Raw genomic sequence first — 22812 nt, forward strand, 5'->3', positions numbered from 1 at the left:
CGATTTAAAAGAAGGCAATAATCTTATTATTTATAGTTTGGATTCTGAATTAACACACCTGCGCTCTTCTCAATTTCTGTTTGTGGTAAAGGCCAGCGGTAAAATTTGTCTTCAAAATGATAGGGCACTTTACTGTCTTTGACCGCATTGAGTACTTCGCCTGCGATATGCCAACGAATCAGGTCGTAATGCCGTAGTCCTTCGAAAGCAAGTTCAACCCTTCTTTCGTGGCGGATACGGTCGCGCATTTTTTCCTTGGTATAACCGACAGGGAATCCGGGCATCTGAACGCGGCTCCTCAGGGTATTCATGGCATCGTAAACCGATTGATCTGGCCCGGCGATTTCATTTTGTGCTTCGGCATACATCAATAACACCTCCCCAAACCGCAGTACAACAGCATCCTGTTGGCTCAATGTTGAAAAGCCAAAAGGTAAGTTGGCCGGATCCAAAAATTTCAGCACCCCATAACCTGTAGGCCGCGGATTGGACGGTGTATGGATCTTACCGCCGCCAAAGTCGGGATGATCCACAAAAATTGTTTTGCTCAAGCGCGGATCCCTATCTTTGAAGGGATTGGCTCGATCAGTCAAGGGTGATTCACCATAAGGCAAACCATCTTTGCATTCATAGGTATCCACGAGGTTTTGTAAAGGTGAAGCAGCGATCCAATCGCCTAGGTACATGTCCCAAGGGGCTGTATTATTCGGTGCCAGAAAATTGACCGAAAAGATAATCTCGGTATTGTTCTTCTGTGTTGCATCACGAAAGACATTTTCAAAAGCCGTACTCAGGGTATACTCTTTCATGACATCGGTGCATAAGTCTTTTACCTCTTTCAAAATTGCTAAATCGGGCACCCCTTTATCACCGTAAGCCGCAAACAATAAAACCCGTGCTTTCAAGGCTTTTGCCGAACTTGCGGTCGCATGCCCCCCATTATTGAAATAAGGTTTAGCCGCTAAGTTAGCGATCCCAAAATCCAGATCAGCGCGAATCTGTTTTAGGATATTCTCCGCACTTTCCTTTGGCTGACGCTGATTCTCCAGACTGAGGGAAGTCAGCACAAGCGGCACCTCACCATAAATACTGTACAATTGGAAATAAACAAAAGCACGGATAAAGCGGGCTTCGGCTTCCATATTTTTCTTCTCCCCATCATTCATATCGGAGCCGTTATAGCCCTGAAGCTTCTCGATCAGGCGATTGGCACGTCCTATTCCCACATAGGCATCGTTATAAATTCCGGTTTCATAGCCCCCTGTGGTCGGATTTAAATTCCCACCTACGATTTCATTGACGCTACCTGAGTTGAACTGATTGTAGCCATTGTCGGTCAGACAGTCCCGGAAAGGCATCCCATAGGAGAAAGTCTCACTCTGCAACGAGGCATATACACCGGCCAATGCATTATCAAAATCCGATTTTTTGCTAAAATAGTTGTCCGAAGCGATCTGATCCAAAGGATTGAGGTCCAAGGCACTGTTACAGGAACCCAAAAATAGTCCGGATAGCATCAACGCTGTTATAAATTTCTTTTTCATAGCACTTAGAAGTTAACTTGTACACCAAATGAATAAATCTTGTTTTGTGGATACTGCACCAGATCACCATTTCCATAGCGTTCAGGGTCCAAGCCTTTAAATTTGGTCGCAGTAAGGAGGTTATCACCCGAAAAATAAACCCGTAGGCGGTCAATTTTATATTTTTTCAACAGTCCTTCAGGTAAAGTGTATCCGAACACAAGATTTTTCAACCTGAAGTATGAAGCGTCCTGTATAAAATAGCTGGAAGCACGGCTGAATTTCTCCGGAGCACTCCAACCCCAATAAATACGGGGCATCGTTGTCGAGGGGTTTTCAGGTGTCCAACGGTCTAACCAATCTTTTGTCGGCGGGCTACCCTGTACAAATGGGGTTACGCCCCAGCCCGAAACATAGGATTTGACGCCATATACGCCTTGCAATAGAGCCGAAAAGTCAAAGCCCTTAAAACTTGCACTTAGATTAAAACTATAGTTCAGCTTTGGATCTACACCAGAAATAATTGTTCTGTCGTTCGCATCTATTTTTCCGTCCCCATTGACATCACGATACTTAAGATCTCCTGCCAGTGTATTATCATTAAACTGCTTAGGCGACCCCGCTACTTCGGCATCGGATTGAAATATGCCGATGACTTCGTAGGTATAAAAGCTGTCCATCGCATAGCCATTTTTTTTGATCGTATAGCCGCCGATTTCAGGCTCACCAAATTTGACCAGCTTGTTTTTGAAACGATCGAGGTTTGCACCTAGCTGATAACGTAAACCTTCCAATGCTCCGGTAGTAATCTGATTACGATAAGTAATTCCCAACTCAACACCTTTATTCTCGACAGTTCCATCATTTACATAAGGAGCTCCCAAACCAACGATTGCAGTAATCTGTGACTGTCTTAGAATATCGGTCGTTCTCTTTTTATACCAGTCAAAAGTGATATCTAAATTTTTAAACAGACTCAAGTCCAATCCCACATCGGTCATCGTCGTTGTTTCCCATTTAATAATCGGGTTGTTTAATCCCTGTTGAGCAACACCTGAATTTAGCGTACTATTGTCAAAAGAATAATTTCCGGTAAGTCCCAATACGGGCTGATACGGATAGTTGCCGGTATTCTGATTTCCGAGTTGGCCCCAGGATCCACGGATCTTCAAATTATCCAGCCAACCGGAAGCGAATTCCTTGACAAAAGATTCTTCCGATACACGCCAGCCTGCAGAGAAAGAAGGAAACGCTGCCCAACGGTTTTTACCGTAAAACTTGGAACTACCGTCGTAACGCATATTGGCTTCCAAGAGGTATTTCCCTTGATAATCATAGTTCAGTCGGCCGAAATAAGAGATCAGCGCCCATTGGTTGGCCGTTCCGTTTGCCCGTTGAATATCCGATCCTCCCGCATTTAATTCCGTTAGTGTATCGTCGACAAAATTCTGTCTGAAGCCCTGGAGGTAGGTATACTTACTTTTTTCAATGCTATATCCGGCCTGAGCTTTGAGGTGGTGTGCCCCAAACGCGCGATCATAGTTCAGGTAAGTAAATAAATTGGTGTATATCGTTTGCTGATCCTGATCCGTAAGGCCTTTTCCCAGATCCAGAGTTGTTCCGAGCGTGCCCGTATGGTAGTAATATTCATCCAACGTTGATTTATAATCCTTGTACTTGTCCATATTGAAATTATAGGCACCTTTGGTGTACCAGGAAAGACCTTTAAACAGCTGTACCTCCATCCAAGCCTGTAAATTGGCGGCATAGTCATCGGTATTGTAGGTGAATTTCCGATCCAATACCGCCATAGGATTTTTATTGTTGTACTCCCAGTCGTAAGCTTTGTAAGTATATCGCCCGCTACCATCCGGCAAAAATGGGCCATAAGTTGGTGCCTGCGACATGGCCGATAGGAAGAGGTCTTTGGATCCCCCTGGAATAGATTCGGTATGTCCTGTTTTGAGCAAGATATTTGTTCCGAATTTAATACCTTCCGAGATTTTGGTCGTCAGATTGAGGCGGGCGGAATAACGGTCGTAGTTAAAACCTTTGATCATTCCATCCTGATTGACGTAACCCAAACCAACATTAAAAGTTGTCTTCTCGTTGCCGCCCTGGATACCGAGATTATGGGTATAAGTCGGTTTAGTTTGGAAAATAAGCCCCAGCCAGTCCGTATTTGGATATTTTACAGGATCGTTGCTGTTGCGATAGGCAGCGATCACATCGGCGGGATATAGTCCATCGTTAAGATTGGAATTCTTACGCGCTTCGTTGTACAGTTCCATATACTGCGCCGAGTTGGTGATCAGATCAAACATTTTCGTAGGCTTATAGATACCCACATTCCCGTCATACTGAACGGTTGTTTTTCCCGATTTCCCTTGTTTTGTCGTGATCAGAATAACGCCATTGGCTGCACGCGAGCCGTAGATTGCTGCGGAGGCTGCATCTTTTAGCACACTGACATTTTCGATATCATTGGGATTGACGTCTGAGAATTTTCCCTGCACACCATCAATCAGCACCAGGGGATCCGATCCCGCGCCGCTAAAGGTGCCCTTACCACGAATGCGGATGGATACACCTTCATTGCCCGGTTCTCCCGACCCTTGATTGATTTGTACACCCGGGATTGCCCCCTGCAGCATGGAAGCTGTATTGACAACGGGTCGTTTGATCATATCTTTGCCACTCACTGTAGCCACGGCACCGGTTAGGTTTACTTTCTTTTGCGTACCGTAACCGACCACAACAACCTCTTCCAAACTCGACGAAGCGTCGTTCAGCTGCACATTCACGGTTCCCTCATTGGCAGCAACAGCCATTTCCCTGGTTTCAAATCCCAGTGAAGAGAACGTCAGTACGGCAGTTCCACCCGTCAGGCTGAGCTCGAATTGCCCCTGCTGATCCGTTTGTGTTTCCTGCGTTGTATTTTTGACCCGTACTGTCACACCGGGTAGCGGGCGCCCTGTATTGTCCAGCACTTTTCCTTTTATTGTACGCTGTTGACCTATCCTATCAAGGACGGCGGAAGGGGCTTTTTCTGTTGGGGCAAAACGACGGTCTGTCGTCCTTAGTGATGCTGCTGAGCCCGTGTAGGGTACAGCTATCGAAAGACAGAGTGCCATTATACTGGCCTCAGGACCGAAGGACAGGCCCTTGATCAAAGGCCATTGTCTTGTCTTTTCTGTTTTCATATTTACTTTTTTTGTTTATAAGGTGCTTTTATCTTGAAATTTTTGACACAAAGCATCCCCTATCATGCAAAAAATTGCATGATCCAATTCGGTTGAGGACGCTATGTATTGTTATTTTTCTTTTGTACGATAGGCGATCCAGTTATGATCTATACATACGTTAAGTTGTTGTGATTTGGGTGAATAAATCTGATAGTTCAGTATCTTACCATCTTTCCATTCCATATCTAGTGTGTGATTTCCCTTGATGCGCATGCCCCTTACCCGGCCTTCTTTTTTCCAGGCCTGAGGAACCGCCGGTAGAAGATACACCGTATCCTTATGGGACTGCACCAGCATCTCGGCAATGCCAGCTGCTCCACCAAAATTACCATCGATCTGAAATGGAGGTCCTGCTGTTAGCAAATTGGCGTAAACACCACCACCGGCGCCATAATTGATATGTGTATCGACACGTGGGGTCATGAGTTGCCGAAATAATTTATAAGCCCGTTCGCCTTCATGCAGTCTGGTCCAAAAGAGTAATTTATGGGCAATGGCCCAACTCGGTCCATCATCCCCCCGCACATCTAGGCTTTTTTTAGCGGCAAGCTGCCAATCTGGATGTTCATCATAACGAATCAGATAGCCCGGATACAAACCGTACAGATGCGAGATATGCCGATGCTGTGGATCCACCTCTTCATAATCTTCGATCCATTCCATAATGCGACCATCTTTGGCTAGCTGCACAGCTGGTGCTAAACGTTTCAGTTGCGCCGCAACCTGCGTTAAAAAAGGATCCGATTGTTTGCCCAATAATCCCGCTGCATGGGTAATATTTTCAAATAATTCACGTACGATCTGATTATCTATCGTTGGTCCCATCGTGACATTTGCCTGCTGCCCATTCGGGAGCTTGAAGGAATTTTCGGGAGATACAGAGGGCGAAGTCAACAACCAGCCCTTGGTTGGATGTTCGGTCAGGGCACTGGAGTAAAACTGTGCTGCTCCATAGAGAATCGGGTATATCCGCCGTAGATAGTCCATATCTTCGGTATAGAGGTAATGTTCCCAAAGGTTATTGCAGAGCCAGCCTGAGCCCGCATTGGCAATGCCCCAAGAAGCAGACTCTCCGGGTTCGGTATAGCCCCACACATTGGTGATCACATGGGCTACCCAGCCCGGTGCGTTATAATACGCTTTCGCGGTTTTTGCCCCTGGGGCCATAAGACCTTCCACAAGCCCCACCAAGGGTTCATTGAGCTCGCCCAGATTGGCCGCCCCGAGGTGCCAATGGTTCATCTGCACATTGATATCCAGGTGGTAGTCCCCATTCCAGGGTGTCTGAATCTGATTTGCCCATAAGCCCTGTAAGTTTGGTGGTAGCAAGCCTAAGCGCGTACTGCTGATACTAAGGTAGCGACTATACTGATAGAATAGAGCTGCTAATCCTGGATCCTGATCCGGTTCTTTACCGAAAGCCACCAAACGCTCATCGGTCGGCAACTCATCTTTTGACTGCCCCAATCGGAGCGACAAACGGTTGAACTTTGCCAAATAGTTTCGTAAGTGTTCGGCATACTGCTCGCTATAGGATTTTTTCAAAGCCTTTGCTAGCGTTTCAGTTGTCGTACGCTCAAAATCCTTACCTTTAAAATCAGTATCTGTTGCCACGTAAATCAGCACTTCGTCAGCCTGTTGGATGACAATAGATTGTCCTTTTACAAGCTGTTTCCCTCCTTTTATCTGCGCGCGGACACGTGTTTTAAACTGCATTCCTTTACCGTCCACACCATTGTCCAATTGTCCTACCAAAACAAGCTCGCCATCCTCGGTCTTGGCAGTAGCCCTTTCGGGACGGTCAATCTTGATTTCCAAGCTAATCTGTCCTTTTTTGCTACTCTGTAAACGAATAACACCCAGGTCGTCAGCAAAGCTTGTCCAATATTCGCGGCTATACCTGACACCTTTGAGCTCATAGCTTGTTTTTGCCATCGCCTTATCGAGGTCCAATTCCCGGCGATAGTTCTGCACTGCGTTGAGATCCGTTTGTCCGTCAAAGGCAAGCATCAGATTGCCGAGCACTTGATAACAGCCCCATTGCTTGCCGCCCGATCCGGGGCCTTTGCAGATAAAATGCTGATCTATCAGACGCTGAGCGAGGTCGTTTTTTCCGCTTTTGATCAAATTTCGAATACTATCCAAATACCTGCTGGCCTCATAATTATTGGCATCCTGAGGGCTTCCCGACCATAGGGTGATATCATTGAGCACAATATGGTCATTCTTCAATCCACCATCGGGCATCATACCAATTTTTCCATTGCCCAGGGGTAGGGTCTCCTCCCATTGTTTTGCCGGCTGCCGATACCAAAGTTTGCCGCCCTGCACTTGCCCAAATAAGTTGCCCGAAAAAAAGAAAACCACAAGCGTGCAAAGTAACTGACCTTTCCGAAGATTTATTTTTGATGATCTATTCATGTGGTTTTAATTTTTTGTCCAGTCATCGGTTCGGAAGGGAGATCCGGGTATCCCGGCTTCGTTGTATAAAGTCAGATCCGGGTTATCGGCCCAGCCGTAGCGCACTGCGACGGGCGACGGTACTTCTTTGGCAGATACGATCAGCTTATTTCCGACCTGTTTGACTTCTGCTGGATAAAAAACCTGATCGGCACCAGCAATTGTAAAACTACCGTTGCGGTTATCCGCCCTGCTCAGCACAAGCTTTTTACCCATGGGGTTAAAGTTAAGCTCCATTTCTGTTCCTTTTGTCGTCCAATGCTGAAGGACAGGACCCGAATAAGGGATCTTCTTGCCATAAAGTTGATTTGTTGCGATCCAGCCAAGCCTTCTACCGACATCCTGCTTATTTTTCGGATGGATATCCTGTGCGTCGCCGATATCCGTTATAACAGCCATACCTGTATAAGGCAATTTGAGTGTTTGGCGCTGCGCTTCCCGTAATCTCGCCCAAGAAGAAGGCTGCGGTGTTACACTTTTCGCTTTAAAGTTGGCCAGTTGAACAAAATAAAAAGGCATCTTTTCATTGTTCCACTGCTGGCGCCAGTCCTGAATTAGTGCGGGCAGCAGTTGCTGATAAGGAGCGTCTTTTGAATCCGCGTTACTTTCACCCTGGTACCAAATAGCGCCTTTTATTTTAAAATCCACAAAAGGCTTAACCATGGCATTGTAAAGCACAGTAGGTCTGTTGGGTCCCTCCATCGCATTAGGTTTTGCGGGAAGCTTCGCCAGATCATAACCTACTTTGCATTTCCAGTCTCCAACCAGAGATAGCTGTTCACCATTTGGTCCTTCCAGTCGCGGCTGTTCTGTTCCGCCATATATTCCGCCATCGCCAGCTCCATCAAATACGCGAACGGCGATATGCAATAGGCTGCCGTTGTTGGCCGTCGCAGGAACAGTATACTTCCGAACCTGGTCGTAACCGACAGTTTCGCCCACTTTTGTGCCATTGACATAGGTGATGTCGTTGTCATCAATCGCTCCCAAAATCAACTTGAGGGGTTTACCTTGCCAATGTGCCGGTAGTTCAACGTCTTTGCCAAAATAAACGACGCCATCCATTCCCGGAAACAGATTCTTGTCAAAAAAGCTCGGAATAGTAATCGTAGACCAGCTGCTTTTATCCAATTGTGGCGCAAACCACTCGCCCTGCGTTGCTGTCTTCACCTGATCCTGCTGTTCGGCGACGCCATTCCATTCGGCCAGATCTTTCGCATAGATTTCCTGTGCATCCGGACGTTGGATTTTTTCAATGGCAGCTGTATAGGTTGAAAAAGGTGAAAGTGCCTCCCGACTCATCCATGCTTCAATGATTGTTCCGCCCCATGAGGAATGGATCAGGCCAATGGGAATGCCTGTTTTCTCGTAGATTTCACGTGCAAAAAAATAGGCTGTCGCCGAAAACTCCGGAATACTTTGTGGCGTGACCGGATTCCATCCACCGGACTCCACCTTCACTGCTGTGGTAGGTTGATTGGCCGTTGCTTTTGGAATCTGCAAAATACGAATATTGGGAAAGTTAGCTGCTTTGATTTCCTGCTCAAAGTTATTGATCTTACCCCAGCCCGCCAGGGGCATTTCCATATTTGACTGTCCTGAACAAAACCAGACTTCACCGATCAGAATATTTTTTAGGATCAATTGATCACCATCATTGATGGTAATTTGGTAGGGTCCACCGTATTTCGGTGTCTCCAGATAGACTTGCCAGCCTCCCTGCTGATCGACCTCAACCTGATAGCTTTTGTTGTTCCAGCTGGTGTTTACGCTAAGTTCCTTGCCTACTGCGGTACTGGTTCCCCAGATCTTGACCTTTTCTTTCTGCTGCAGCACCATATTGTCGCCAATAAAAGCCGGCAGCTGTACTTTGGCCTGTAGGGCAGAAAATCCACTGGCAACGCTGAGTAGCAGAGCCAACAAAGTCCGTTTATACTGTTTAGGTTTTATCATGATTTTTGAGTTTGTTGCTCAATTGGGTTTATACATTTGGCGCATCCGAAGTCTTAACTGTTGGAGTCGGAGCTTCGGATGTGCCACAGTTATTCTTTTAGAGTGCCGATATTTTTAGTAAAACACTGGGACGGTTGCTATTCAGGTCTGGATTTACGCCAACTTTCATCAGGTAGTCGCCCGAATAGGTTTGTCCCTGGCCTAAGCTCGACTTGGTTCCCGGATACAAGTTGATCTCCTCCACCCGATATTGCTTTTGGGCATCCAGTCCTTTTAAACGGACAGGATCGGTTGTGCCGATACCATAGCGGTTATTGACCAGGTAGTTGAAGATGACAGCCTCGGTTTTTTGACTATTTACGTAGCTGAGCGCGGCAAAGTCACCTTCACGTGGATCGACCAAACGATACTGCTCCCCATGCCAGATTGTTCCTTTAAGCGCGTCGTAATTTTTTACCGCCTGCTGGCAGAATAACAGATCCTGTTCTTTCAGGTGGCTCACCACAATATCAAAACCCAGTTTACCCATCATGGCTACATCCGTACGGAATTTGAGGGACTGTTTTCCCCAGTCTGTCACATGGTTTGAGGTGCTGATTGCTGGGAAAAAGTACGAATACTCGTACTGCATAAAAATACGCTCCAAAGGGTCTGTATTGTCCGAAGGCCAAAATTCGGTAAAGTACCGAAGTGCCGCATAGTCCACACGACCACCACCGCCCGAACATAACATCATCGGCACTTTCGGATACTTCGAACGAATGCGCTCCAGCACTTTATAAAGGCCTTCCACATAAGAAATATAGAAAGCACCCTGGTCTTTTAGAAATGCGGAATGCGCATTGTAAATGACCGCATTACAATCCCACTTGATATAAGCCAATGCCGGATTTTTAGTAAACAGATCGTCCAGAATCTGGAAAACAAAATCCTGCACCTTGGGATTTGTCAGATCCAGGATCAACTGATTACGGAAGTAATGTTCTTCCCGTTGTGGTTGTTTGACGACCCAATCCGGATGTTGTTCGTAGAGTTCGGATTTGGGGCTTACCATTTCGGGTTCTACCCAGATACCGAATTTAACGCCCTGCTTGGTCGCTTCTTCGACAAGTGTTGCGATACCATTGGGCAGTTTTGTTCGGTTCGGTTGCCAATCTCCTAGACTGGAGTGATCGCTGTTACGCGGATATTTATTTCCAAACCAGCCATCATCCAATAAAAATAGATCTACCCCTAGTTTTTTTGTATCCTGGAGTAAACCTTTTAATTTTTGTTCATTAAAATCAAAGTAGGTCGCCTCCCAATTGTTGAGTAGCGTCAGGCGTTCGCCATTTCCATCCAGCAGCTGATATTTACGGGCCCAATTGTGCAGATTTCGGGAGGCGGCGCCTTTTCCCTTCGTCGATAAGGTATAGATCAATTTGGGTGTTGTAAACTCCTGGTTGCTGGCTAATTTTACATTGGAAGCATAGTTATTTATTCCGGCAATAATACGTAGGTTATTGAGGTAATCCACTTCAAAATCCACCTTAAAATTTCCACTATACCCAAGGCTTGCCATTAGTACTGTTCCTTCATCTTCGGATGCCGCCTTGCCCAGTGACACCATAAAGGAAGGTGGCTGGAATAAATTCGCGCGTGTTCCGAGCTTACTGTCCAGCACTTTAATGCCATGTGTTAACGGAGCCTCGTCCACCTGCATTTCTTTTGCCCAGTCGCCATGGTACTGCCGTAGCCAATACGCGTTGGAGCGCAGGGTCAGATTGGCCGAAGCAAATTTTTCCAGCGTGACGACTTTCTTCTCCTTATTCTGGATCGTTGCCCACTGCTCAATGATATCTTCATTCAAAAACGATTTGTAGTGTAAAACGACATAAATATCGTATACCGGATCTTTTAAGGTGATATCAAGCTGTTTGACATTGGCATCTAGGTTTTTAACCTCATGCTTTTCATAGCGCAGGTCCAGGGAACGGTTACCATCGGCATGAACAACGCTGATGGCCGGTTCCAATAGGTTTTTCGAACCTGAGGGGGTATACGCCGCATTGGAGAGGCCACTATAATCTGTCAATTGCCTATAACCGCTTGCAATGGTCGAGTACTCTTTAGAATCACTCAATTTTTCCCCGTAATAGAGCATTTTCAGTGTCTTCGTGGAATCGTACTCCAACACTAGGGCATTCGATCTGGTTTCAATAGGAATCTGTTTGGACTGCGCCTGTGCCTCCAGATGGACAAGCCCCTGGGTCATCAAAAGCCCGAGTACAACATGTTTAAAATGATGGGTTGGCATATATAAATAAATTTAGGATTTGTTAACGAACTTGACTATTTTGTTTGCTTTCAATTGAATCTTGTAAAGGTATTTACCATTGATTTCCTGCTGTGGACTTAAACCTGCCAATTGGGAAGGGCTCAATACCTGAATCGTTTGATCTTGCGGCGATGAAAGAATAAGCTGCGTAATGCTGCTGTTGTTCCATTCCATCTTGTCGATGTGTACATTGCCACGGGCTTTGAGTCCTTTGACCGTTCCGGCCGACCAGCGATCAGGCAGTGCAGGAAGTAATTCCAGCACATCCGTCTGCGACTGCAGCAACATTTCACTCACCGCAGCCACATAACCCAGGTTGCCATCAATTTGAAAGGGTGGATGTGCGCAGAGCAAGTTGGCGTAAACGCCACCGCCATTGTTGTAATCAATACCATCGCCGCCAACGAGGTTAATGAAATTCGTCAGGATTTTATAGGCGTGATTCCCATCCTGCAAGCGGGCCCAAAAAGCCACCTTCCAGGCCATGGACCAACCGGTCGATTCGTCGCCACGCGCGGTGAGGGTAACTCGTGCAGCTTTGGCCAGTTCCGGTGTTTTTAAAACAGAGAATTGGTTACCGGGGTACAGACCAAACAGATGCGAGACATGGCGGTGCTTGTCCTGTGGATCATCACGATCCGTTTCCCACTCCTGCAGCTGTCCCCATTTACCGATCTTGGGTTTGAGCAGCGCATCGCGAAGTGCCGTGATATGTTTACGGTAATCGTCGTCCAACTTCAGAATTGTGCTCGCCTGGATGTAGTTGCTAAAAAGATCGTAAATAATCTGATGGTCATAGCTCACGGCATCCTCTGTAGGGCCATGTTCCGGCGACCAGCCCTTTGGCGCCACCACAGTTCCGTCTGCTCTTCGAACCAGACGATCATCCCAAAACTCACTTATTTCTTTTAAAATCGGATACGCAAATTCGCGTAGGTATTTCTCGTCCTTGTTAAAGGCATAATGCTCCCAGAGCGCCTGTGCATACCAGGCACTTCCGGGGGTATTCCAAAGGAAGCTCTCCCCACCGAAGATATTATTTTCGGTCTTTACGGTCCAGCCCCTTACACCCGGAAATTCCTTTTGTGTATTTATTTTTTTCACCTCACGCATGCTATTGATATAATCGAGGTAAGGCCAGGCCGATTCATGCAGATTAGCGACTTCTGCAGGCCAATAGTTCATCTGTACATTGATATTGGAATGGTAATCTGAGCGCCATGGTGGATTGTTACTATTGTTCCAGAGTCCCTGTAGATTTGCAGGCAAACCGCCTTTCCGTGAGGAACTGATCAGCAGATAACGTCCATATTGGTATACCAATGCTTCCAAAGCCGGGATCGGCTGTTTTTTATACGCTTCCAACAGCGCTTTTGTTGTTTGCTTGGCGTCCAGCAGGCTATGGTCGAGATCAAGCTCAACGCGGTTGAACAGCGCTGTATAATCTGCAACGTGCCGTGCCAGGAGCTTATTTACGCCATATTTTTCCGCTTGCTGCAGATAACGTTCATTGACCTTCATCGGTTCTTCGGCCGACTTCCATTTGGTCGCCCGTGTATTGGCGTAATCTGTTGCGGCACTCAGCAGCAGAACAATCCGATCGGCAGATTTTACGGTAAGCACAGCCTGTCCTTTTTTATCTGTCGTTTTGGAAAGTGAACCACCGACGACCTGCACGCGTACCTGTGCGGCATACCGCATACCATTGTCGAGCGTTCCCTGAAACCACAGGTGACCATCTTCTGCCAGCACCGCCTGCCCATGTGCATCCTGAAGTGCAATCTGGGCATTGAGTTTCCCTTTTTTACTTTTTGTATACTCAAATACCATAACCTGATCGGGCTGACTGGCAAAATACCGACGGTTGATTTGCTGTCCATCCTGCTGATAGGCTATTTCATGTAAGCCCTTATCCAAATTCAATTTCCGGCTATAGGCGGTAAAGGATTTATTACCATCGGAGTCAAACCGAACAAAAAGATCACCAAAAGCCTGATAGGCACCTGTTTCCTGTTCATCACCTGTCCAAAGGCTATTTTCATTAAATTGAATATGTTCTTGCTGTACATCGCCAAAGATCATGGCTCCTATTCGTCCATTTCCGATCGGATAAGCCTCGGTCATCCAATCTTTGGCAGGTCGATCATCCCAGAGATAATAACGCTGAGCATAGGCTGAGCCAAAACAAATAATCAAGAGTGTTAAGAGAACGTATTTCATTTTTGCGTGCATCAACATAGCGGTTTATACAATTTTATTGAGCAATGCCCAAGGGTGAAAAAATAAGATATATGACAATCATCAAGACAATCAGAACAGCCCCTACGCCATAGCGGCCTTTCCAATAGGCTTCTTTATCCTGGCCCGAAAACTCAAATTGATACTCCGATAGATAGTTTGGCTGACTCAGTTTACTTCCCCCCCAGATGACCAGGGCCACAGCAATAAACAACAGCGCGAACAGGTGTAGATAGTGTAGTTCTGTTTTCCAGACAAACACCAGAAAAAAATAACTGAACATGTACAAAAACAGTCCAATCTGCGCCATACGAGGTGTTATACGACGAGATAGAATCCCTAAGATCATAATAGTGAAAATGGGCATATTGAACAATCCCGATACGGTCTGCAAATAGGTATAAAATCCATCGTGGGCAAAAAGGATAAAAGGTGCTATAAACATCGCTGAAATTGAAATAATCAATTCGAACAATTTCCCTTTTCGCACCAGTTCCTTTTCAGTATGAGTCCTTTTTTTATAGACCAGATAGGGTTTGTAAATATTAAAAATAAATAAACTGCCACAGCTTTGCAGCCCTGCAGTGTATGTTGTCATCGCTGCACCAAAGACCAAGGCCAAGGAAAAACCGATCAGGATATCGGGGAAAATTAAAACAATAAGTTTCGGAAAGACAGAAGCGGTAGGCTGCACATGGGGCAACAGATGCACGGCCAAAAGCCCGGGCAGATTGATCAGTAAGGGCATCAGGAGCTTACCAGCAGCAGCCAAGGTCATCCCCTTTTGAGCCTCCTTTAAATCCCTGGCACTCAAGGCCTGTTGTGCAATATAGGGTTCCATCCCCCAGTAATAGAAATTAATCAGCAGCATGCCGGTAAATAAGGTCGAAAATGGCACCGCATCGTGCTTTCCGCCAACCGCATTGAGGTGTTCTTTTTTCTCATGCAGTAACTGCGCCAGGCCAGACCAAACATCCCCACCTCCAAGGTGCCAGAGCGCAAAGACAGGAATGAGCACCGCAAGTAAAAACAGACATAAGCCTAAACTTAAATCCGATAAGGAGATCAGCTTGAGACCACCCAAAATACTGTATAAACTACCAATCACGCCTAAAGCCCATACCAGCAACCAGATGCTCTGCCAGTAGGTAATATGCAATAGCGCTGGGACATCAAACATGGTCGCCAGGCTCAATGCTCCACCATACAATACAGGTGGCAGTAAATTGACGATGTATCCAATCAAGATGAGGACTGAGACCAGCATTTTTGTTTTAGCGTCAAATCGCAAAGCCAAGAAATCCGGAACCGTCCGAAAGCCATGCTTAAAATAAATAGGTAGCAGAAATTCCGACACCAAAAGCATAGCCACAACCGAACTAACGCCCCAGCCGATGACCGAAAGATTATTGATATAAACCGATTCGTTTTCACCTATAAACTGGTTGGCGCTCAAGTTTGTCAACAGTAAGGCCGAACCCACCATCCAAAAGCTATTGCTCTTTCCGGCCAGAAAGAAACCGTTGAGCGTGGAGGAATAGGTGGTCTTAAATTTCCATAAGGACCATAATGCAACCAAGCCGGTAAAAAGACAAAAACTAAAAATTATCATCGTAAAACTTCCTTTTTTATACAGAGCCGCGATCTGCCAACGTTGTCGGCACCACTTCCCGGATCAATGTTCTTTCGAGCACAAACTTGGCCGCTTCCGAACCGATACGTGCAAAACTTGTCGAAAAGGTGGTAATACCGCCGCTGATAATCTCTTTAATGACATCATCATTATGGGATAAAATCCCCAGATCCTCGCCCAGGGTCCAGCCCTTTTGCAGCACCTCTTTTAGCATCTGATAGAGCTCCGGATTATGTATGGTAAAATACAGTTTTCCCTTTTTTAGGTCGCCCACATGGTATTGCTTTTCGATACGTCCCTTTATCTTATAGTCTTTCAAAAAGCGTAAGAAAGCATTTTTGATTTCATTGGGTTCGGCAGTATTTTCCCTAAAATAGAAGATCACTTCTTTATACTTTTTGATCTTTGGTTGTAGTTGCTGGAATACAGCATAGGTGGCTGCTTCAAATTCCTGAGAAACATAAGAATATTCCGCACCCAGATCCATCAGCCGATCGATAATCAATAGTTTTGATACCGGAATATTGCGCAACAAACGCTCAGAATCGGCATTTTCTATCGGTGCGACAATATATACCGTATAACGGCCTTGAATACGGTTAAAGATATCCTCAAAGGTTTCCATATTGTTGTGATGGAAAAAAAGATCGACCGTCACTTCCTCCGGAAGATTGGCCCGCAATTCGGATACTAAGGTATCCTGAAAAGTATCGTAAGCATATAACAACACGGCAACTTTCTGTTTCAACTGCGTGTTGTTGCTGACTACAAAATATCCCTTTCTATTTTTGGATTCCACCACGCCATGAGCAATCAGATCACGGTAAGCTTTCGCGAATGTTTCCCGGGCGTAACCGAGGTACTGAATCAGATTATTAACGGAGGGCAGACTGGAATGTACCTCTAGCTCATTCGCGTCAATCGCATCCAATACTCCCTGAACAATACATTCGTGTTTCGAAAGGGTATTCAATGCTTCCAATCGTTTGATCCTATCGATCAATGCTTTAAAATGTTCTTCTTTGGATATCTTCATATATTATTATTAACTAGAGCGCAATTTTAAATAATTTAGCGCCCTCCTGTTCAAAGCCAATGGTTTTTTGGGCTGCAAGCTCCTGGATGTTTTTATCAAATAATTCAACAGCCTTGTATGTTCCATTCGTCTCCAGACCAAGCTGTTTAAAATCAATCGTGACGGAGGTAGGTTCATGTACGTAGTTAAATACCGCCACATAGAGATCATTTCCTACCTTTTTATAAAAATAGCGATTAGCAGCTTTTCCTTCCACAAATCCTGCGGGACGAAAACTCTTACCATCGGCAATGATCCTTAAAATTTCCGGATCTTGGAGATATTGGTTGATTTTAGGCTGCCAGTTTTCTTTTTTGGAGAGATCGTCGCCCAAGATGATTGTTCCGGTAACTACCCCCGAAAGCAGTCTAGCTTTATTGACTTCTGGATTCTCATCGTGAAAAACTAAATGGTCGGCATCGATAAAATCATAAAGATAAGTTTGCCACCAGCCATAACTGACGCTGTTTAGCGTATATTGAGTTTGATCAATCGTCTTCCAGGCATCACAAGCGATTCTGCGCATATGAGCAAATTGGGCTGTGGCAAGTGAGGGCGAAATCGCTGCATAAATCAACATTTTCCCCTGCAGGACGTCGACAAGATGCTTCATGCCTACCGCATAAGCTTGCATACCCGTTTGAATTTTCTTATCGTAAAAACCAGTGGATTCGATTGCTGCGTGAGAAAGAAAGTCCACTTTGATCATTCGGAAGCCGCAGTCGACCAATTTGCCCAGGATCACATCCATACGGGCCAACGTACCGGGATGTGTCGGATCGAGGGCCCTACCGCCATCGAGATTGTGATAGCCTTTTTGGGTTTTGGTCCAGAGCTGACCAAAGGTAAACTGGCTTCCCTCCGCTTTGCGATCAGGGCCACTTCCATGTCCCCAGTCCGTAAAAGGTGCCCAGTAGACGCCCGGTTTGAGTCCCAGGGAATCACAATAACGTACAAATTGTTTCAGCTGTGTATAGTCGCCCGACATTCCACCAGGAGTCATATTATCCCAAAAGGAATCCAAATCAATAAAGGCTTCACCATCAGCATTGCGGAAATAAGGAATGTCCTTGGCAAAATACTGTGCTGTTGCCGTTGCATTCTGAAAATTAAGTTTTTCCTGAATCACCCCCCAGCTGTTCCAGCCCACAGGTGTCGCTCCCTGCCAGGATTGCACATAGGCAGGTGATAGCTTCCGGTGGATTTTAGCATAGTTTTCAAGCCCAATGCGCCAATCCTTGTCGTAAGACACGAGGTATTTTGGAGAGCGAATTACATCCCCCTTCACAGTCCCGTGCGCCATGGAATCCCGTGTGATAGTGACATCTGTAAATCCGGCCTGTGCTGTCAGGTGGGTATATTGCCCCTGATCTCCTTTGATCACAATACCCGATTTCCAAACGGATTGATCCAAAGAACCGATCAGCAAGCCTTTTCCGCTCTCCTTATCATACACAACGCCGACCTCAGCGCTGCTCTTGCTGTCATTAGAAATGGCATTGTTTTCGTAAGAAATAAACGTATCGTTATCAAAAGGAACGGCCAGCTGATACAAAGATTTCCCCAGGCCGACAACCGAAGCATTTGAACAGATAGGAACAAGTTCATTACTGGCAATATTTTTACCCCTTACTTCCAGTTCAAGGATAACACCGTCTATTGTGTCGTAGAAATAAAAATGCTGCAGCAATGTGATGCCCTGTTGGGTTTTAACCGAAATGGTATACTGTATACCTTTGCCTAAATTGTCCTGAATGGGCTTTTCTGTGACGCTGCGGTTTCCTTTCAGTTTATCGGTACTAATCTTTTGTCCATTAGCAAGTGCCAGATAGGCACTTGCTTGATGTATATAGGCGACTTGATCTTTACTTAGGGAATATGTTCCCTCTTGTTTGTTATAGGTCAACGTTAGGCCATTTTTCTTGACCTGAAAAGGCTGCGCATATAACATGAAGGTACATAGGATAAAACTTAGCGCGAAAATAACTGTCTTCATTCTGCTTGATATTATTGTAAATTGATTTGAAAAGCATTGATCTTCATGTAATGGTCAGGTTGAAAATTGACCAGCATCCCTATATTGACCGTAACCTTTTCTTTGATTTCAAAATAAACGCCATCTGATTTAACATCAGCATGGGCCATTGCCTGTTGAATCTGCTCAAGATCTGGAATTCCACTGTTTGCTTTGCTAACAACCAGTTTTGCTGGCGGTTGATCATAATTTGTCCAGGATAAGTTACAAAAAAAACGATACTTACCGGGTAATAAGGTTACTTTTTGCTCAATTTTACCGTTTACAATCGCAGGAGCACCCCAGCCCGCCTCAATATTCACCACACCACCATCGTCCGATCCAAAACCACCATAACCATTGTGGTTTTTCATCGCGGCATTAGTGTTCCAGTTGTCCAAAACTCCCCAGCGATTACCGTCATAGACCGTCGCTGTAAATGGCGTTTTATAATTCTGGAGGTACCAAGGTGTGATATTATCCTTTTTTATCGCCAACTTGGTCGATTTTACCATAAAGGTATCGATGGCCGAACTATCTGGTCTGAACACGGTACGATAGGAAACTTCGGCACCAGGAAGATAGCGTTGAAGACCAATCTTTTCATCCTGATTTTTAGTACGCACCACGGTATCTGTGGTGCCGCCATCCCAATTTCTATACGCGATACGCAGTCCATCAAAGCCCATGGTTTCCGATACATTTTGCAAACCTAATTGCAGTTGCTGTCCAGCAATAAAATTCTGTTCGAGTACCACGCGCTGGTATAGTCCCTCGCGGTAGCGATCGCCATAGACATTTCCGACCACATAGGTGGGAACAGAAAAGCGTCCTGCGGCATCCAAACTACGAATTTCTAAATTCATAGGCCCTTCAGGCAGTTTGTCGATTAAATAACGTACGGTATCCACTTTACCCGTCAGTTTGACCGGTATTTTAATCGAATCCTGCTTACTGTTCCAATAGATCCGTAGCTCAGACACACCCGAGGAAGCTCTATAGACACCTTCTACTTGTATACGGTATTTTCCCGAACGAACTCTAATCGAGTCGAGCTTTGCCGGATAGATAATTGCTTTCCCATCCGTATGCTCAGTAAACTCGTCCATTTTGGAACAAGCCGCCAACAGCGCCACGATAAACAAGGACAGCAATACGATATATCTTTTCATAACTTTGCTTTTTAAATTGATTAATAAACGCCCCATACCTGAATCTGGTTAATCTGCATAAAATAACTACCCCGCCAATTGCGCAGATTGCGGATCCGGAGATATTTGTATTTCGGAGCATCTTCCGGTAGATCAAATGACCAGCCCGAGGTACCATACACTTCGTCTGCATTGGTATTTGTTCCCGACGGTGTTCCCGATGGTTTACGCACCGTACAGGTAGCCAATTTGGTCCAGGACTCCCAAGAGCCATCCAAATTCGGCGTATTGCTTCCCCAGATCTCAAAATCACGTAAATTGCCCTTATCATAGAATCCATTTTCCCGTCTCGGAAAAATCACCACACGGCTTAGCTTTGCTTCCTTACCGATCGAGAAAGTCACCGATTGCGGTACACCTGCGTTCTCTACCGTATAGAAACTTGGCCATTTACCCGTATTGAGATTGCCATCCCATAGGTTGTCCATAGAACCATAGAGAATCTGTGCATCGCCCGACAAACGTAACGGTGTGAATAATTGCCGGTTAAACAGGTTTTCTTCTAATGGTGTAATCGAGGTGTATAAAGTATCGGATTTATTTAACCAGCGATCGCGCACATAAAATGCAAACTTCATTTCTTTAGCCCTCAATCCGCGGACATTATACAGGATGACAGAATCCTGTCCATAGTAATTATCCAGAGGCAGGTACTCACCATTATTGAGCGAGTCTACCATCGGCACGATCACGATATTTCCTTTTTCCTTATTCGTTGAGGTAATGCGGATACCACCAAAGGCAGCCGTTACTTTCATCTCCCCAAACACCAGATTAAAGATCGGCGTCTTCGGTTCCACAATCACGTCCACGGGATCCGATACCACCTCAGCCTTGCTAACGGCATACAGTTTCACAGTATGTGGTTTGGTATCAGGGAATCCATCAATTAAAATTTCATTGGTATAGGTAGACGATTTGACAACACGGGTCACGCCACTTGCCATGACGTATTCAGCTTTGACATAGAGTATGTTGTCATTTTCCGGAAGACTGTAATGTATCGTTGCCTGCCCATAGCCATTCACGACAGAGGGATGCTGCACCAATCCAGGTTTGGTTTGATCATCCTCCATTAAGGTCCAGCCCTTTTCTTCTTTACAGCCGAGCAGCAGAAACAGCAGGCCAGCCATGACATAGATACTATTGCGATATATTCGATTTTTCATGATTTTCTTGAATTTAAAACGATAATTACCAACCTGGATTTTGTACCAAATTCGGGTTGACCAACAGATCACTTTCTTTAATCGGCCAAAAATAGTCTCTCGGTGCCACGAATCGTTGTTGATAGAAGGTCTGTTCCTGATAGAAAAGCTCCGGATGGTCCTTATCCTGATTGCGATCCCAACCCGTGATATTTTTGTTGAGTTCCTGTGCGGCAAGCTTCCAGCGTCTCAAATCCCAGAAACGCGAACCTTCAAAACTCATTTCAATATTACGTTCACGTTGTATGATGGCACGAAGTCCTTCTTTGGTCGTTGGTTTGGCGCTATTAAAAGCATATTTCGCCCAAGAATTTTTCACTCCTTCCAGACCGGCACGTTTCCGAATTTTGTCCAGATAGAGGAATACATCGGCCGCAGGTCCCTCACTTTCGTTTAAGGCTTCCGCATACATCAAATACAGGTCGGCAAGCCGCAGCATCGGCCAAGGATATTCTTCAATATGTGAACTGTTTCCATCTTTAAAGGCAAATTTCCAATTGACCAGCTTCTTTGGATAATAGGTTGTGATCGGCACAGAAACCCCACTGCCAAATAAGCCAAGACGAAGCTGAGTCGTCCAGGTATTTTCATCGGTCTGACTTGGGCTATTTTCCATATACCACACTCCACCATCGAAGCCCACGTTGGCGTAGAAACGGTTTTCACGGTCGAAATGTAAACGTGCTGTTCTGTAGTTTTCAATTATGTTGAACCGTTCATCATGCGTTCCTGTACGGAGCTGACTTTTATTGCTAAAATCCAGGGTTTTGTCTTCGTCCATCGGTACGCCGTTTTTCGTATAAAACTGTTCAATGATTTTGATCGTTGGAGCTAAGGTACCGTTGACGCTGTTGTTGCCGGCATTATTGGGATCGATATGAGCCATGGACGAGTATTGGAGCTGCCATGTCCGCGAATTAGAATTCCCCCAGATGATCTCGCGGTTCCATTTTTCCGTCACAGCGTTCCGGATGCTCATCTGAATCATTGTCGTATTCGACAGTGGGCGTACAGGTGCTGGAAATTCATATAAGCTCATCCCCAGTTCCTCGCAGGCAGCAATTGCTTCCTTTGCGGCTTGAGCCGCTTTCCGCCACTTCTCGGCCTGAAAGCTCTGATTAAAAAATAAGGTGCCGTCCACATTTTTGAAGGTTGCATAGTCTACATTGCCATTAAATAATGGACTAGCTGCGTACAACAGGACTTTTGCCTTGATGCCTAAGGCAATCGGTTTGGTAATATGCCCCAGATCAGTTACTGGCGACTGCACCGTATTAGGCAATTTACCTGCGGCTTCGTCCAGTACCTTCACAATATAATTGACCACATCGTCAATCGGCTGACGCTTTACCTGCGTTTCCTCGATCGGAGCTGTAACCGGTACATTGACATCCATAATCGGAATAGGACCATAGTGGCGCATCAGCATAAAATGGTAATAGGCTTTCAGGAATAGGACCTCCCCTTCCCAGGTTGTACGTTCATCTGGTGTCATATCGCGTACTTTCTCCGGATTTTGGATGTTTTCCAAAAAGATATTACAGTCGCGAATGGCTATAAACATCGATCGATCCCGCACATTGATTCCATTGATATTTCTAACACGTCCATCCCAGTAATTGACATAGGGCTCGGTGACACTTTGATTGCCACGGGCGATGTTCCAGTTTGTCCCATCAATACTACGCGTTGGGTAATCCAGCCAAAATTCATCACCGGCTAAAAAAGCTGGGTTTACAGTTGGTTCACCATCATTGGGCAAATAAGAATAGCAGGTTGCCAAATATTTGATCGCTTCGCTACGCATGGTAAAGGCATTATCTATTGTGGGGGCATTGTCGGGTACGACATCCAAATAGTTGCAGGATTGAAAAAACAATAGACCTGATACCACCATCGATTTAAATACAGTTAACTTTTTCATGATACATTGTT

Annotated in this window: 12 protein-coding genes; all 12 read right to left on the minus strand. The window is 45.5% G+C overall.

Annotated features, from left to right (window positions below):
- Positions 1 to 26 precede the first annotated feature (26 nt).
- Positions 27 to 1544 (minus strand): RagB/SusD family nutrient uptake outer membrane protein, encoded by a 1518-nt coding sequence (locus tag AB1Z56_RS14900; RefSeq protein WP_309362431.1) that lies wholly within the window; start codon positions 1542 to 1544, stop codon positions 27 to 29.
- 5 nt (positions 1545 to 1549) lie between these two features.
- The gene (locus AB1Z56_RS14905; RefSeq protein WP_426789518.1) at positions 1550 to 4726 is read right to left on the minus strand and encodes a SusC/RagA family TonB-linked outer membrane protein; all 3177 of its coding nucleotides are present in this window, start codon (positions 4724 to 4726) and stop codon (positions 1550 to 1552) included.
- Positions 4727 to 4837: 111 nt separating this feature from the next.
- Entirely contained in the window at positions 4838 to 7189 is a 2352-nt protein-coding gene (locus AB1Z56_RS14910) for a glycoside hydrolase family 95 protein (protein ID WP_426789519.1), read from the minus strand.
- 6 nt (positions 7190 to 7195) lie between these two features.
- Entirely contained in the window at positions 7196 to 9181 is a 1986-nt protein-coding gene (locus AB1Z56_RS14915) for a sialate O-acetylesterase (RefSeq protein WP_309362425.1), read from the minus strand.
- A 97-nt stretch (positions 9182 to 9278) separates the two neighbouring features.
- A complete protein-coding gene (locus AB1Z56_RS14920) occupies positions 9279 to 11477 on the minus strand; it encodes an alpha-galactosidase (protein ID WP_426789520.1) in 2199 nt (732 codons plus the stop codon).
- 12 nt (positions 11478 to 11489) lie between these two features.
- On the minus strand, positions 11490 to 13718 hold the full coding sequence (locus AB1Z56_RS14925; RefSeq protein WP_426789521.1) for a glycosyl hydrolase family 95 catalytic domain-containing protein: 2229 nt from the start codon (positions 13716 to 13718) through the stop codon (positions 11490 to 11492).
- A gap of 34 nt (positions 13719 to 13752) precedes the next feature.
- On the minus strand, positions 13753 to 15348 hold the full coding sequence (locus AB1Z56_RS14930) for a solute:sodium symporter family transporter (RefSeq protein WP_426789522.1): 1596 nt from the start codon (positions 15346 to 15348) through the stop codon (positions 13753 to 13755).
- 16 nt (positions 15349 to 15364) lie between these two features.
- Complete coding sequence (locus AB1Z56_RS14935) at positions 15365 to 16405, minus strand: GntR family transcriptional regulator (RefSeq protein ID WP_426789523.1); 1041 nt, start codon at positions 16403 to 16405, stop codon at positions 15365 to 15367.
- A 13-nt stretch (positions 16406 to 16418) separates the two neighbouring features.
- Positions 16419 to 18440, minus strand: a complete 2022-nt coding sequence (locus AB1Z56_RS14940) for an alpha-galactosidase (protein WP_426789524.1) — start codon at positions 18438 to 18440, stop codon at positions 16419 to 16421.
- 11 nt (positions 18441 to 18451) lie between these two features.
- Positions 18452 to 19630: a DUF4998 domain-containing protein gene (locus tag AB1Z56_RS14945; protein WP_426789525.1), complete on the minus strand. Its 1179-nt coding sequence runs from the start codon at positions 19628 to 19630 to the stop codon at positions 18452 to 18454.
- Between the two features lie 20 nt (positions 19631 to 19650).
- Complete coding sequence (locus tag AB1Z56_RS14950) at positions 19651 to 20838, minus strand: DUF5000 domain-containing lipoprotein (RefSeq protein ID WP_426789526.1); 1188 nt, start codon at positions 20836 to 20838, stop codon at positions 19651 to 19653.
- Positions 20839 to 20863: 25 nt separating this feature from the next.
- Positions 20864 to 22801, minus strand: a complete 1938-nt coding sequence (locus AB1Z56_RS14955; protein WP_426789527.1) for a RagB/SusD family nutrient uptake outer membrane protein — start codon at positions 22799 to 22801, stop codon at positions 20864 to 20866.
- Between the last annotated feature and the right edge of the window lie 11 nt (positions 22802 to 22812).

The sequence above is a fragment of the Sphingobacterium sp. WOUb80 genome (assembly GCF_050058145.1).
In the GTDB taxonomy this organism is placed as follows: domain Bacteria; phylum Bacteroidota; class Bacteroidia; order Sphingobacteriales; family Sphingobacteriaceae; genus Sphingobacterium.

Coding starts and splice junctions, on each gene's coding strand:
- AB1Z56_RS14940 (WP_426789524.1), bottom strand. CDS start 18,440: ATGAAGACAGTTATTTTCGCGCTAAGTTTTATCCTATGTACCTTCATG.
- AB1Z56_RS14915 (WP_309362425.1), bottom strand. CDS start 9,181: ATGATAAAACCTAAACAGTATAAACGGACTTTGTTGGCTCTGCTACTC.
- AB1Z56_RS14925 (WP_426789521.1), bottom strand. CDS start 13,718: ATGAAATACGTTCTCTTAACACTCTTGATTATTTGTTTTGGCTCAGCC.
- AB1Z56_RS14945 (WP_426789525.1), bottom strand. CDS start 19,630: ATGAAAAGATATATCGTATTGCTGTCCTTGTTTATCGTGGCGCTGTTG.
- AB1Z56_RS14935 (WP_426789523.1), bottom strand. CDS start 16,405: ATGAAGATATCCAAAGAAGAACATTTTAAAGCATTGATCGATAGGATC.
- AB1Z56_RS14930 (WP_426789522.1), bottom strand. CDS start 15,348: ATGATAATTTTTAGTTTTTGTCTTTTTACCGGCTTGGTTGCATTATGG.
- AB1Z56_RS14955 (WP_426789527.1), bottom strand. CDS start 22,801: ATGAAAAAGTTAACTGTATTTAAATCGATGGTGGTATCAGGTCTATTG.
- AB1Z56_RS14910 (WP_426789519.1), bottom strand. CDS start 7,189: ATGAATAGATCATCAAAAATAAATCTTCGGAAAGGTCAGTTACTTTGC.
- AB1Z56_RS14950 (WP_426789526.1), bottom strand. CDS start 20,838: ATGAAAAATCGAATATATCGCAATAGTATCTATGTCATGGCTGGCCTG.
- AB1Z56_RS14920 (WP_426789520.1), bottom strand. CDS start 11,477: ATGCCAACCCATCATTTTAAACATGTTGTACTCGGGCTTTTGATGACC.
- AB1Z56_RS14900 (WP_309362431.1), bottom strand. CDS start 1,544: ATGAAAAAGAAATTTATAACAGCGTTGATGCTATCCGGACTATTTTTG.
- AB1Z56_RS14905 (WP_426789518.1), bottom strand. CDS start 4,726: ATGAAAACAGAAAAGACAAGACAATGGCCTTTGATCAAGGGCCTGTCC.